9 protein-coding genes and 1 tRNA gene are annotated in these 13533 nt (G+C 70.1%); 4 read left to right on the plus strand and 6 right to left on the minus strand.

The features are described from left to right. Both OG702_RS20420 and OG702_RS20425 read left to right on the plus strand, forming a co-directional pair. On the plus strand, positions 1-1509 hold the full coding sequence (locus tag OG702_RS20420; protein WP_327290344.1) for a tyrosine-type recombinase/integrase: 1509 nt from the start codon (positions 1-3) through the stop codon (positions 1507-1509). Between the two features lie 613 nt (positions 1510-2122). Beyond that, positions 2123-4651: a hypothetical protein gene (locus OG702_RS20425; protein ID WP_327290345.1), complete on the plus strand. Its 2529-nt coding sequence runs from the start codon at positions 2123-2125 to the stop codon at positions 4649-4651. Between the two features lie 421 nt (positions 4652-5072). Here OG702_RS20425 and OG702_RS20430 read toward each other — a convergent pair whose 3' ends face one another. From OG702_RS20430 to OG702_RS20440, 3 genes are all read right to left on the minus strand, one after another. Beyond that, the gene (locus OG702_RS20430; RefSeq protein WP_327290346.1) at positions 5073-5738 is read right to left on the minus strand and encodes a hypothetical protein; all 666 of its coding nucleotides are present in this window, start codon (positions 5736-5738) and stop codon (positions 5073-5075) included. Between the two features lie 240 nt (positions 5739-5978). After that, a tRNA-Pro gene (locus tag OG702_RS20435) sits at positions 5979-6052 on the minus strand. 17 nt (positions 6053-6069) lie between these two features. Continuing rightward, complete coding sequence (locus OG702_RS20440) at positions 6070-7032, minus strand: metallophosphoesterase (protein ID WP_327290347.1); 963 nt, start codon at positions 7030-7032, stop codon at positions 6070-6072. A gap of 150 nt (positions 7033-7182) precedes the next feature. Here OG702_RS20440 and OG702_RS20445 point away from each other — a divergent pair, with 150 nt between their 5' ends. Next, entirely contained in the window at positions 7183-7641 is a 459-nt protein-coding gene (locus OG702_RS20445) for a GatB/YqeY domain-containing protein (protein ID WP_327290348.1), read from the plus strand. 243 nt (positions 7642-7884) lie between these two features. On the opposite strand, the gene OG702_RS20450 is transcribed toward OG702_RS20445, so the two are convergent. Then, on the minus strand, positions 7885-10260 hold the full coding sequence (locus tag OG702_RS20450; protein ID WP_327290349.1) for a transglycosylase domain-containing protein: 2376 nt from the start codon (positions 10258-10260) through the stop codon (positions 7885-7887). Between the two features lie 384 nt (positions 10261-10644). On the opposite strand from OG702_RS20450, the gene OG702_RS20455 reads away from it, so the two are divergent. Continuing rightward, on the plus strand, positions 10645-10977 hold the full coding sequence (locus tag OG702_RS20455; protein WP_033175459.1) for a WhiB family transcriptional regulator: 333 nt from the start codon (positions 10645-10647) through the stop codon (positions 10975-10977). On the opposite strand, the gene OG702_RS20460 is transcribed toward OG702_RS20455, so the two are convergent. Together OG702_RS20460 and OG702_RS20465 are read right to left on the minus strand one after the other, a co-directional pair. Continuing rightward, positions 10959-12347, minus strand: a complete 1389-nt coding sequence (locus OG702_RS20460; RefSeq protein ID WP_327290350.1) for an ArsA family ATPase — start codon at positions 12345-12347, stop codon at positions 10959-10961. The two genes, OG702_RS20455 and OG702_RS20460, sit on opposite strands and share 19 nt — an antisense overlap. A 1-nt stretch (position 12348) precedes the next feature. Continuing rightward, positions 12349-13473: an ArsA-related P-loop ATPase gene (locus tag OG702_RS20465; RefSeq protein WP_327290352.1), complete on the minus strand. Its 1125-nt coding sequence runs from the start codon at positions 13471-13473 to the stop codon at positions 12349-12351. Positions 13474-13533: the final 60 nt, after the last annotated feature.

Genomic DNA, 13533 nt, shown 5'->3' on the forward strand with positions numbered 1-13533 from the left:
ATGGGTTTCGCGGAGAAGCGGGGAAGCTACTGGCGCGGCCGGTTCAAGACCGCACCAGGCAAGCACGGCACTGTCGTCGACGCGGCGGGCTCGGTGGTCAAGTTCCCGACCAAGCGGGAGGCGAAGCGGGCCGCGGATGAGGCAGAGTTCGCGTTTCGGCGCGGCAAGTGGCGCGATCCGGGGCTCGGTCAGGAGACGTTCGGCGAGTACGCCAGTCGCTGGTACGCCGTTCAGGACCTGGCCGCATCGACCATGCAGAACTATCGGCGGCACATCGAGGAGCACCTGCTCCCGGACTTCGAGGACAAGGCACTCGGCGGCATCCTGCGGACCGACGTCGCGCTGTGGGAGAAGAAGGAGAAGGCACAGTACGCCGCCACCAGCGTGAAGACCTGGCGGGCGGTGCTCCACCTCATCCTGGCCGACGCCGTCGACGAAGGCCTCATCGAGGCCAATCCGGCTACGACACGGCGCGGACGGGGCAAGCGCGCCGGCCGCTCCCGCAACCGCGGACCGGAAAAGGCCATCACGGATCCGCTCGGAGCCCTGCTCATCGCCGAGCGGGCGGCTCTCCTGTCCGGGCGTGACGACGAGTTCGTCGCCGTCGTCCTCATGGCCTTCACCGGCATGCGCTGGGGCGAAGTCGTCGGCCTGGAGACCGGCTTCGTACGCCCCGGCGCCATACGCGTCGAGTGGCAGCTGTACCAGCTCGACGACGGCGAAATGGTGCGCTGTCCGCCCAAGGACGACAGCTACCGCACCATCGACCTGCCGCCCTGGCTGAGGGCCCTGCTGGCCGACCACATCGCCCGAACCAAGCCGACTCCGTGCACCTGCCACGGCAAGACGTACGTCTTCCGAGGCCAGCGGGCAGCACGCACCGGAGGCCACCACGGCGCGAAGCTCGTCGACGTCGCCCGACGGGCCGGCACCTCCGCCGGCACCGTGTCCAACGTCCTCAACCACCCGGACCGGGTCACCGAGGCCACCCGTACCCGCGTGGAGAAGGCCATCGCCGACCTTGGCTTCGTACGTGGCGGCACCATCGTCGGGCACACCCCACACTGGCGCCGCAGCAGCTTCGCCACGTGGCTGTTCGCGCCGGCCGTCTCGGGACGGTACCCGGCGAGGGGTGGGTCCGGACCTGTGCCGCTCGTCGGCGAGCCCTGGCCAGGCATCCCGGTGCGGGGACGCAACTCCCAGGGCCGAGCTGACGCTTGCTGGACCCCGATCGCCGAGGGGCTCACCCCGCACGGCCTGCGGCACACCCACCGGACGGTGATGGAGGACCTGGGCACGGAGAAGGTCCTCATGGACGACCGCATGGGTCACTTCGACGGCTCGGTCTCGGCGCGGTACGCCCACGTGACGCCGAGCATGCGAAAGCGGCTGACGGCCGGCCTCACCGCAGAGTGGGAGGCCGCGCTGGACGCCCGGCTGACCATGCATCCAGCCTCGCCGGTCGACTCGCTGAACCAGCTTCTGCACGCGCGAGCGGCGTCCAGGTAGGGGCGAGTCGCCGGGTGCGGCGGGTGTCACCTCGGGGGGCCTCGGTGGCACCGGCCGCGTCTGGCATCCAGCGTTCAGTCCAGGGCTTTCGGTGGCCTGCCAGATCTCGTGTCCAAACCGCAGGATCGGGAGGCTAGCGCCCTTGGTGACATCGACAACTGGAGAGCCCGCCGGACCACATAGGGGCCAGAGCCAGGCACCCCGTCCCCCACGCCGCGCTCATACCTCAACTCAGGCTTCACGCAGCCTGGTTGAGGCGGTCGTTCACCTAAATGGGTTAACTCGACCGTTGTGAGTGGCGGTTGTGTCGCAGACAGTGGCAAATTCCGTGACGCACGTCGGTGGCTCATCACCGGCGTCCGCCTCATGCCACCTTCGGTGGAGCAGGAGCAGGCTGCGAGAGGTCCAGGTGCCACCGAGGCGCTGTTGGGGCTGATCGTTCTTCGGACGCTGGCAGGTGGACCGTACGGGGCGAGGACCGCTGCACACCTTCACGGGTGTCGGCCCAATTCCTCGCCGGCACGAGGCTTCTGCACTCGGGCGCGTGACACGCTCCCGACGGACGGGAGCTTCTGTGGCCGCCCGGGACGCCTGGGTGGAAGGACGCGACACCATGGCCGTGAAACGGTCCGACGACATCTACCCGCAGATCGGCAACGCCCTCTGGGCCGAACGACTCGCGGACGCGATCGAGAACACTTGCGCGGATCACGAGGTCGTGCCGCCGCCGCGGCAGGCGATCCTTGAGGGTCTGGCCGCCGGGCTTCCCGACACAGAGATCAAGGCCCTGATCGCCACCCAGCGTGGCAGGAAGGTCCTCAAGCCCAACGCCTACCGGATCGTGCAGGCCGGAGACGAGCAGGTGCTCCTGCTGACCTGCGATGTCCACGGCGCCGCGGTGGTCCCGTGGGACCTCAACGACCGCACCGCCGTCTGCTGGTCTTCGCCCGCCCCAGAGGCCAGCAACCGAGTCAAGGGCCTCGTCGCCGCCGAGCTGGCGCTCCAGGAGGCGACGAAGAGCACGAAGTCCGCCGAGAAGGAGCGGGATGCTCTGCGCCGGGCGCCGGGGGACGATACGTACGCGGCGCAGGCGCTGGCTGCGGCCACGCAGAAGTATCAGGACGCCGTACGCCGCATGCACGAGGTCGAGGCCGAGAAGCACGCGTTGCTCGCCGCGCTGGGCCACCGACGGCCGCGCCCGGTGGTCCGCGCCACCCAGGAGGACGGGCAGCCGAAGGCGGCGCTCACCCTCGCCGAGCAGCCGTACGCGGTCGCCGTGCACATGCAGCGGTACGCTGCCGACAACCTTCAGCGTGCCGGGAAAACCCGCGGATACGACTTGGCCGAGTCCCTCGCGGACACGGGTCAGCTGTCCAAGGGCATGAGTGTCCTGCAGCAGTGGCAGATCGCCCACTCCGACGGCACGGTGTCGAAGCTGTGGCGGCTGGCCGCCGTGACCGGGAACAACCGCGCTCTGGCCCGTCTTGACGTCTTCCGGGTGCGTCCGGAGCACCTGGTTACGGGGATGCCACAGTCCCTTGTGCCCATGCCGAAGGACAAGAAGGACGGCCCCGAGCCGCTGCTGCTGAGTCTGCGAGAGGTCCTGAACCGGCTCTCCGCCCGGCTCAACCGGGACGGTGCGAAGCCGGAGACGGAGGCGACTGACCCGTCGCGGAGGGCGGCGAAGATCGCCACGGTGTCCGCGGAGATCGTGATCGGCTGCACCAAGCCCGAAGCTCTGGAACACGTTCTGCGAGCCCTGAACGTCAACGACCACCTGCGCGGCATCCAGCCTTACGACGAGGACGCGCGCCTGATCGCCCTGTTCGCGACGCTCGTCGACGCCTATGCCAGGGAGTCCCTCCTCGCGGACGCGCTTGCCGAGGCGTTCCCTGACGCGCGCGCCGCGGACCTCCTCGATCTGGCGGGGGTGCGTGACGCGCTGACGGTCAACGGGCCGCTCGACCCGCTGGAACCGCTCGTGCCTGCAGGCGCCGACGTCTCCCCGGTCGTGCTGCGGGACGTCGCGGTACGCGCCATCACCGCGCTGGTGTTTCCCGGAATCCCGGCCGAGGCCCCGGAGAAGGCGAACGTGCGCACCGTTCGAGACACAGGACGGTTCTGGCCGGTCGTCAGGGGGACGCTGCAGGAACCGGCGTGGAGCCAGATCCGAGCAAAGACGGCCGAGGGACGCACGCGTTTGTGGTCCGCCGCCGTCGCGCAGCTGTTCGTACACCGGGGCAACATCCTCTCCGCCCTCGGTCTCTTCGGCACCACTGAGACCAAGGAAGGCGCCGGACAGGATCCGAGGCCGCTCACGGAGCTGCTCCTCGGGGCGGAGGCCGGTGACGCGGCCGCCTGGGCCTCCCTGGTCCAGCGGATGGCGCCAGTGCTGATGCACGCCCCGCAGCCGTTCATCACCCCCGGCCAGGGCAGCGAGGCGGGAGCCGGGCGCAAGGGCGTGCGCCGCACCCCCAAGAGCGCCCTCGCCGCCCTGACGCTGGCATATACGGTAGGTGCACCGGGTGTTAGCCGGGCACTTCTCCTGGCGTTCGCGAAGGCCGTGCTGGAGCACCCTGACGCGCTGCGGCCGCCCGAGGCCGACGACGACACGCCCCTGGTCTGCTACGGCGAGCAGCACTGGGCCGAGTCGGAGCGGACGACGATCACTGCGGGGATGGTGATCGCTCCGGACAGCGAGGGCCGATCCACCCGCTACGTTGCTGACAAGGCGTGGTTCGACGAGCTCTTCCCCGTCGACCTTTGCACCCCGGTACCGGCCACGTCCGGAGGCCCCGCCAATGCACCTGCCGGCGCGGGGAACACGGCGGGCGCCGGCGCTCCGACCACCGCGAATGGCGAGGCGGCTGCCGACCCACGCGACCAACTGGCCAAGCTGCGCCGGGAGCTGCCAGCGAGGGTCGAACTCGTCGAGGGGAGCTACCAGAAAGCGGTGGACGCCGCTCACACCCTAATGATGGATTTCGAAGAGGCGCACCGCCTGCGCATCCAGCTCGGAGAAGAACCCCTCCCGGCGCAGCAGCGGATCGAGTGGATGGAGAAGTTGTCGAAGGCACGGGCCGCCGCACAGGCCAGTGTGACGACGCTCGAACAGGTGGAAGCGCTGATTCTGAAGGTCTGACCGGTCAGATCGGTTATGGGTGGGCCCTCGGCACGGTTGAGGGCCCACCCTCCTCGTTGCTGCCCGGCGCACTCTGCCCGCCCGTGACAGCCTCTCGGTCGGGGGCGATGGCTCGATCCGTTGGGTGTGCGCGCCATGGCGGAGTACCGCCATACCGGACACGCTTGGCCCTACCAGCAGTAGCCCATCAAGGGTTGTCAGTATGGCGCGTTTGCCGTCCAGGCTCGGTGCGCTGCGCCTTCCAGATCGCGAAGAACCGCCGACACAAGAGCGAGATCGGCCCCACTTAACGTGGGCTGGCGCCAGACGATCTCGCCTTCCGCGCTGGACTTGATGCCGTTACGACTGAGGCGGGGCAGACACGCAGCCTCGACGGTCATCGGTGCTCCGTGGCTGCTGCCGTTGGTCTGGCACTACGGCTCTACCGTGGGGCTTGGTGGGCGGGGTCGGTGACGACGGCGAGATAGCGGAATTCGCCCCCGAGTCCGTCTTGCAGTGAGTAGGGCTGCCAGTGGAGCGTGTAGGAGCCGCTTAGGTTTCGCGTGTTGTCTGGGTAGTCGCCGCCGGCCCAGAGCAGTTCGTTCGGGAGGGTGCGGCCCTCGTGGAGGCGGAAGTCGCGGTCGCGGCTGCTCCTCTGCTTCGGCGGTGTCCACAGGCCAACTGCGTTGGTGATGAGGAGGGCCAGGCCGTTCTGGTCGGGGCGGTTGCCGAAGCGCTCCAGGCGGGCGATGTCGGAGACGAAGCCCAAGCGGGCCAGGTCGGTGGCGGCGTGGGACTTCAGCGCGTACTCCTCCGGGGGTTGCCCGGCCGTTCCGGTCCACTGCGTTGTGAAGTACTTGAACTCGATGGCCGTACGGCCCAAGGGGCCGATGCAAAGCAGGTCGAGGTATTCGGCGCCGACGGCATCCCGGGCGTTCTGGCGGACCTCCAGCCTGGACTGGATCTTGGGCGCCAGCTCCCAGAGCACGCGCGCGAAGCTGTGCTGGAGGTCCCGCTCGGAGTGGAAGACCGGGCGGTCCTGCTGAAGCCGGGCCATGACCTCCGGCAGGGAGACTTCGCCGGCGATGAGAGGTCCGGATGTCGTCACGGCCCCCAAGCCCCGTTCCGCTGATCTTTCCTGCATGTGGCATCCCCCCGGGTCGGCAATCCGTGGAGGCGACCGTAGCGCCGTCGTGAGGGCCGTCTCAGGCGTTCCGCCGAGCCGGGCCTCTCCCGCCGGGGAGCCGCATGTTGAGGTTGGCTCCCAAATGGCTCCCAAGACGCCCCCGGGAACGACTCAGGGCCCCGATCCTCGGAAGGATCGGGGCCCTGACCTGCTGCTATACCGTCGGGGTGGCGGGATTTGAACCCACGGCCTCTTCGTCCCGAACGAAGCGCGCTACCAAGCTGCGCCACACCCCGGTGCAACGGGGTTTACTTTAGCGGACCTGGGGCTGGGAGCGAAATCCGGTTTTGGCGGGGGTCAGGGTCAGGAGGGTGGCCTCGGGGGGGCAGGCGAAGCGGAGGGGGGTGTAGCGGTTGGTGCCGCAGCCTGCGGAGACGTGGAGGTAGGAGGTGGAGCCGGTGGCGGTGTGGGTGGAGAGGCCCTTCACGCGGTCGGTGTCGAGGTCGCAGTTGGTGACCAGGGCGCCGTAGAAGGGGATGCAGAGCTGGCCGCCGTGGGTGTGGCCGGCCAGGATCAGGGGGTAGCGGTCGGCCGTGAAGGCGTCGAGAACGCGCAGGTAGGGGGCGTGGACGAGGGCCAGGTTGAAGTCGGAGTCCGGGTCGGGGCCGCCGGCTACCGCTGAGTAGCGGTCGCGCTTGATGTGCGGGTCGTCCAGGCCGGTCAGGCCCAGGATCGGACCGTGGTCGAGCTTGACCTGGCCGCGGGTGTTGCTCAGGCCGACCCAGCCGGCCGCGTCGAAGGCGTCGCGCAGGTCGCCCCAGGGGTTGCGGATGATGCCGTGGCCGCCGCCGCTCTTGCCGTTCAGGCCGTGCTGGCCGCGGGCCTTCTCGACCAGGTAGCGGCCCGGGTTGCGGAATTTCGGGCCGTAGTAGTCGTTCGACCCGAAGACGTACGTGCCCGGGAACCGCAGCAACGGGCCCAGGGCGTCGAGGACTTCGGGGACCGCCGTGGGGTCGGACAGGTTGTCGCCGGTGTTCACCACCAGGTCCGGGCGCAGGCCGGCCAGCGACTGCAGCCAGCGGCGCTTCTTGTGCTGGCCCGAGACCATGTGGATGTCGGACAGCTGGAGGATACGGATCGGCCGCATCCCGGGCGGCAGCACCGGGACGTCCACCCGGCGCAGCCGGTACGACCTCGCCTCGAAACCGGCCGCATAGGCCAGGCAGGCCGCGCCTGCCGCCGTCACTCCGAGGGGTACTCCGTATCGCGCGCGCATGCCCCCATCGTGTCAGAGTCCGGGACGCCGCAGGTACGGGCGACGGGGGCGGGATACGGGGCGGCCGGGTCGGACGGGCCGGGAGGGGTGAGAGGGGAACGGGCGGGGTTAATGCGGGGCGGCCGGTCGCGGTGGTGCGAAAATCGGGGTATGACCACGACGCTCAAGCAGCGACTTCAGGACGACCTCACCACGGCGATCAAGGGCCGTGACGAACTGCGCTCCGCCACGCTCCGGCTCACGCTGACCGCCATCACCAAGGAGGAGGTCGCCGGCACCACCGCCCGGCAGCTCTCCGACGACGAGGTGCTGACGGTGATCACCCGGGAGGCGAAGAAGCGGCGCGAGGCGGCCGAGGCGTTCGAGCAGGGCGGCCGGGCCGAGTCGGCGCAGCGGGAGCGGGCCGAGGGCGAGGTGCTGGCCGGGTATCTGCCGCAGCAGCTCACCGACGAGGAGATCGCCGCGATCGTACGGGAGGCCGTGGCCGAGTCCGGCGCCACCGGGCCGAAGAACATGGGCGCCGTCATGAAGCTGGTCAACCCCAAGGTCGCCAAGCGCGCCGAGGGCGGCCGGGTCGCCGCCGAGGTCAAGCGCCAGCTCGCGGGCTGAAGCCTGGGGGCTGGGGGCCGGGAGCCTGGGGCCTGAGCCCTGTGGCCTGACGCCTGTACCCGCGCGCCTGCCCGCGCCTGCCCGAACGCGCCGCTCCCGGCCGAACCCGCGGGTACGCCCGCTGCCCGGCCGAACCGCGGCCACGCCCGCCCCCCGCCCGTCCAACGCACAACGTAAGGGGCGCCCTCCCAAGAGGGCGCCCCTTACCTGCTCAGCCTGCTCAGCAGCCGCCTACCGCCGGCCTCACGGCCCGCCGCCGCTGCTCCCGCCGGAGCGGCCGTTGCCGCCGGCCGTGGCTCCTCCGGCGGCTCCGCCGCCTGCGGCGCCCGCCGTGCCGCCGCCGCCCGTGGTCTGGCCGGGCGGGAAGCCCGGGAGGCTCGGCTGGCCGCCGGTGGTGGCGCCGATTGTCGTGGTGCCGCCGGGGCCGTGGCCCTTGCCGTCGCCGTTCCCGTCGCCGTTGCCGTCACCGGGGGGCTGGGTGGGGTCACCGGGGTCGCCCGGCTTGTTCTTCGATGGCGAGTCGGGCAGCGGCACGGTGATGAAGTGCTCGTTCGGCGTGCCCTTCAGCGCGCCGAGGATCGCGTCGCGCCAGATCGGCGCCGGGCCGGTCGCACCCTCGACCTTGGCGTACGACTTCGGGCCGATCTTGACCGGGTCGCTGTTGCCGTTGATCTTGGGGTGGGCGTCGTCCATCGCCAGGCGCATGCCCTTGATGCCCTGGCCGAAGGGGTCGCCCAGCCAGACCGCGGAGGCCAGCGAGGGGGTGTAGCCGGCGAACCAGGCGTCCTTGCGGTCGTCGGTCGTACCGGTCTTGCCCGCCGTGTCGCGGCCGGGGAGGTCGGCCGCCTTGCCGGTGCCGTCGTCGACGACGCCCTTGAGCATGCTGTTCAGCGTGTCCGCGGTGTTCTGCGACATGGCCCTGCTGCACAGGCTCTTCGGCACGGTCATCTTCTTGCCGTTCGGGCCGGTGGCCGACTCGATGGCGATGGGCGTGCAGTAGACGCCGCGGTTGGCGAAGGCCGCGTAGGCGGCGGCGACGGTGAGGGGCGACACCTCGTTGACACCGAGGGTGAGCGCGGCGCTCTGCTCAAGGGGCCGGCCGTCGGCCCGGGCGAAGCCGAGCTTGGCGGCCATGTTCACGATCGGGCAGAGGCCGACGTCCGCCTCAAGCGCGACGAAATAGGTGTTGATCGAGTGTTTGAGCGCGTCCGGCATGGCAAAGGGGCCGACCTCGCTCGGCATCTCGTTCTGCGTGCCGACGTCCTTGTAGTGGAGCGTCTGTCCGGCGCAGTTCTTGACGTCGGGGTAGGTGTCCAGCTTGTACGGCGACGGGTAGGACTGGTCGGGCTTGAACCCCGCCTCCAGGGCCGCGGCCGCCGTGATCGGCTTGAAGGTCGAGCCGTTCTGGAAGCCGCCGCTGTTGCCCATGTTCTTGTCGACCGACAGGTTGAGCTGGGTCTGGTTCTTGCCGAAGCCGTACGGCTTGCTCTGGCCCATGGCGATGATCTTGCCGGTGCCTGGCTGCACCATGGTGTCGGCGGCGACGAACTTGTCCGTCTTGTACACGTGCTTGCCGAGGCCCTTGAGCAGCGACGCCTGCGCCTTGGGGTCGAGCGTGGTCCTGATCGTCAGACCGCCGATGTCCCAGGCCTGCTGCCGGGCGGTCTTGGTCTTGCCGAAGGCCGCGTTCTGCAGGAACGTCTCGCGCACGTAGTCGCAGAAGAAGCCGGCGCCGTTCACGGCGGTGATGCACCCGTTCTTCGGCGAGCTGACCTTGAGGCCGAGCGGGGCCTTCTCGGCGGCCGCCGCCTGCGCCGGGGTGATGTCCTTGAGCTGGGCCATCCGGGCGAGCACCGTGTTGCGCCGGTCGGTGGCGGCCTTCACGTCGTTGATCGGGTCGTAGCGGCTCGGCGACTGCACCAGGCCGGCCAGCAGCGCGGCCTGGGTCAGGGTGAGGTTCTTCGAGGTGGTGCTGAAATAGCGCTGCGCGGCGGCCTCGACGCCGTAGGCCTGCTCGCCGAAGAAGGTGATGTTGAGGTAGTTCTCCAGGATCTTCTTCTTGCCGAGTTCCTTCTCGACCTGGATCGCGTACTTCATCTCCTTGATCTTGCGGCCGACGGTCTGCTGGGTGGCCTGGGCGACCTTGGTGGCGTCGTCGCCCGCCTCCTCCACGAAGACGTTCTTGACGTACTGCTGGGTCAGCGTGGACGCGCCCTGGGTGCCGCCGTCGGAGGCGTTGTTGCTGAGCGCGCGCAGGATGCCCTTGACGTCGAGGGCGCCGTGCTCGTAGTAACGCGAGTCCTCGATGTCCACCAGGGCGTTGAGGATGTTCGGGCTCATGGCCGTGATCGGGACCACGGTGCGGTCGCGCGAGTAGACGGTGGCGATCAGCCCGCCCTTGGAGTCCAGGATCTTGGACGCCTGGCTGAGGGGCGGAGCCTTCAGCTCTCCCGGTAGGTCGTCGAAGCCTGCCGCCGTACCTTTCGCGGACAGGCCGAGTGCACCGGCGGCCGGCAGGGCTATTCCTGCCAGGACCGCGCCGGCCAGGACGCTGACGCCGAGGAACTTGGCGGCCTGCTGGGCCGTCGTGAGCCCCCCGCCCGAACGCTTGTGAGCCATGGAGGCAGCCTACGTGGCGATTCCCCGGACGTACGCCCAGGTGTTCGCCTAGTGTGTAACAGACAGGATGCGAACGTCGGCGCATCACTGTCCCCCGTCGTCACTCGTGTGAGTGATGAGAAGTGCCCGAAATTCGGTATATGCCGGAGGACTTGGTCCATTCGGCGGGTGATACCTCACTGGATCACCCCATAGTTCCCATATGACCTGCGGTCACTCCGTTGGGTGATCTGCTGGGCACGCATAGTCCATTCGGGCCATGCAAGATTGGGCCTGAAAGGGCTGTTGCGTCGCGCCTACCTTCCGTAACGTCCCAACTGGCACCGGTGAATATGCCGGTTGCCGCCGTGGGGGAGCCTCGATTCGGGAGAGGACGGCGCCAGCATGAGCAGCTGGGTAACCGACTGGAGCACGCAGGCCGCATGCAGGACGACGGATCCGGACGAACTGTTCGTCCAGGGTGCGGCGCAGAATCGGGCGAAGGCGGTGTGCACCGGCTGCCCGGTCCGCACCGAGTGCCTGGCCGACGCGCTCGACAACCGGGTGGAGTTCGGGGTGTGGGGGGGCATGACCGAGCGGGAGCGCCGGGCACTGCTGCGCCGCCGCCCGATGGTGACCTCCTGGCGACGGCTGCTGGAGACCGCCCGCACCGAGTACGAGCGCAGCACCGGCCTGCTGCCCCTCGGTGACGAGGACGACTACGCCGCGGCGGGCTGACCCTCCGCGAGTTCCTGTCCGATCGCCCGCAAGCCCTCCAGGTCGTGCACGTCGCCCGGCAGGGCGGTGACATCCACCATGGGCACCTCCGGATGGACCGACACGAAGCGGTCGCGGGTGCGTCGTTCACGCGCGACCACCTGCATGCGTTCCGCATGGAGGCGCAGCAGTCCGGCGGCGAGCCGCTCCGTACCGCCGGTGCTGTCGGCGTCGTCGGCGCCATCCGCCCGGTCGGTGCCGGCAGTGCCTGTGGTACCGGCGGTGCTGCCGGTGCCCCCGCGGCTGCTCTGCCGGGAGTCAGCATGCCCGGCACCGTGATCGACAATGCCGCCGCCGGCAAGATTTTCCGCGGCGGCCCCGGACCTGGCCTCTTCCGCGCCGCCGGCGCCGTCCGAGCCCTCCGCGCCGCCCTCCTCGGCGCTGTCGGCCGCGTAGTCCTCCAGCGCCTCCGCCGCCGCCAGCGCGCGCTCCGCGGTCAGCTGGGCCGCCCCGCTGCCATGCACCCGGTTCAGCACCAGCCCGGCCAGCGGCATGTCCTCGTCGGCCAGCCGCTCCACGAAGTACGCCGCCTCCCGCAGCGCGTCCCGCTCCGGCGCCGCGACCACCAGGAACGCGGTGCCCGGCGCCTGCAGCAGCCGATACGTGGCGTCCGCGCGGGTGCGGAAACCGCCGAACATCGTGTCCATCGCCGCGACGAAGGTCTGGATGTCACGCAGCAGGCCCGCGCCCATCACCTTGCTCAGGGTGCCGGTCATCATCGACATCCCGATGTTGAGGAACTTCACCCCGGCCCGGCCGCCGACCTTCGCCGGGGCCATCAGCAGCTTGATGAAGCGGCCGTCGAGGAACGAGCCGAGGCGCTTGGGGGCGTCGAGGAAGTCCAGCGCGCTGCGGCTCGGCGGGGTGTCCACGATGATCAGGTCCCAGGCGTCCTGGGCACGCAGCTGGCCCAGCTTCTCCATCGCCATGTACTCCTGCGTGCCGGCGAAACCGGCGGACAGCGACTTGTAGAAAGGGTTTTCCAGGATCGCCCTGGCCCGTTCGGGGTCGGAGTGCTGGACCACGACCTCGTCGAACGTCCGTTTCATGTCCAGCATCATCGCGTGCAGCGAGCCGCCGGCGGACCGATCGATTCCAGCCACCTCGCGCGGGGTGTTGTCCAACTCCGTCAGCCCCATGGACTGGGCCAGCCTGCGGGCCGGGTCGATGGTCAGCACCACCGCCGTACGCCCGCGCTCCGCCGCCCGTACGCCCAGAGCCGCGGCCGTCGTGGTCTTGCCGACGCCGCCGGAGCCGCAGCAGACGACGATCCGGGTCCTCTGGTCGTCGAGCAGCGGGTCGATCGCCAGTACGGGGCTCTCCAGGCTCATCTCACGCTTCCTCGTCCTCGTCCGGATCCTCTTCCTGTGCCACCGTGTGGGCCAGCTCGTCGAGCTCCTCGCCGACCTCCACCGGACCCGGCGCGTCCGTCAGGCCAGGCACGGCCTGCTTGCGCAGGCTGTCGGCCAGCCGGTAGAGGCCGCCAAGGTCGACGCCGTCGCTCAGCAGGTCCAGCTCGCGCACCGGCAGGCCGAGCGCGGCGATCTCGGCGCGCTGCTCGCGCTCCAGGACCACCCGCTGGGCGTGCTCGTGGGCCTGCGCGAGCAGCGGGTCGACCAGCCGCTCGGCCACACCGCCGCGCCGGGCGCCGCCCAGCCCGGCCTGCGACAGCGCCTTGGCCACCGCCGTGCGCCGCTTGCCGACGGCCACGGCGCTGCGGTCGGCGGCGGCCTTGGCCAGGTCCGCGTCGCCCAGCAGCACCGGGCGCACCATGTTGACGATCACCGCGCCCACCGGGAGGCCGGCGGCCCGCAGCTCGGCGACGCCGTCCATGGTCTCCTGGACCGGCATCTCCTCCAGCAGCGTCACCAGGTGGATCGCGGTCTGCGGCGACTTGATCACCCGCATCACCGCCTGCGCCTGGTTGTGTATCGGGCCCATCCTGGCCAGGCCCGCGACCTCGTCGTTGACGTTGAGGAAGCGGGTGATACGTCCGGTGGGCGGGGCGTCGAGCACGACGGCGTCGTAGACCGGCCAGCCCGCCTTGTCCTTGCGGCGGACCGCCTCGCACACCTTGCCGGTGAGCAGGACGTCCCGGATGCCGGGGGCGACGGTGGTGGCGAAGTCGATCGCCCCGAGCTTCTTCAGGGCGCGGCCCGCCCGGCCGAGCTTGTAGAACATGTCCAGGTAGTCCAGCATCGCCAGCTCGGCGTCGATGGCGAGGGCGTGCACCTCCCCGCCACCGGAAGCGGAGGCGATCCGGCGCTCCTCGTACGGCAGCGCCTCGGTCTCGAACAGCTGGGACACGCCCTGCCGCTCCTCGACCTCGACCAGCAGTACGCGCCGGCCCTCCGCCGCGAGGGCGAGTGCCAGCGAGGCGGCGACCGTGGTCTTACCCGTGCCGCCCTTGCCGGTCACGATGTGGAGCCTGACGGCGGATGACTGATGAGCGCTCACCTTGCGAGCCTAACCACTGATGGGGCGGGCCACGCCCTGGGTCCCGGCGAGGCGATAAAG

The organism is Streptomyces sp. NBC_01198 (assembly GCF_036010485.1).
Classification (GTDB): domain Bacteria; phylum Actinomycetota; class Actinomycetes; order Streptomycetales; family Streptomycetaceae; genus Actinacidiphila.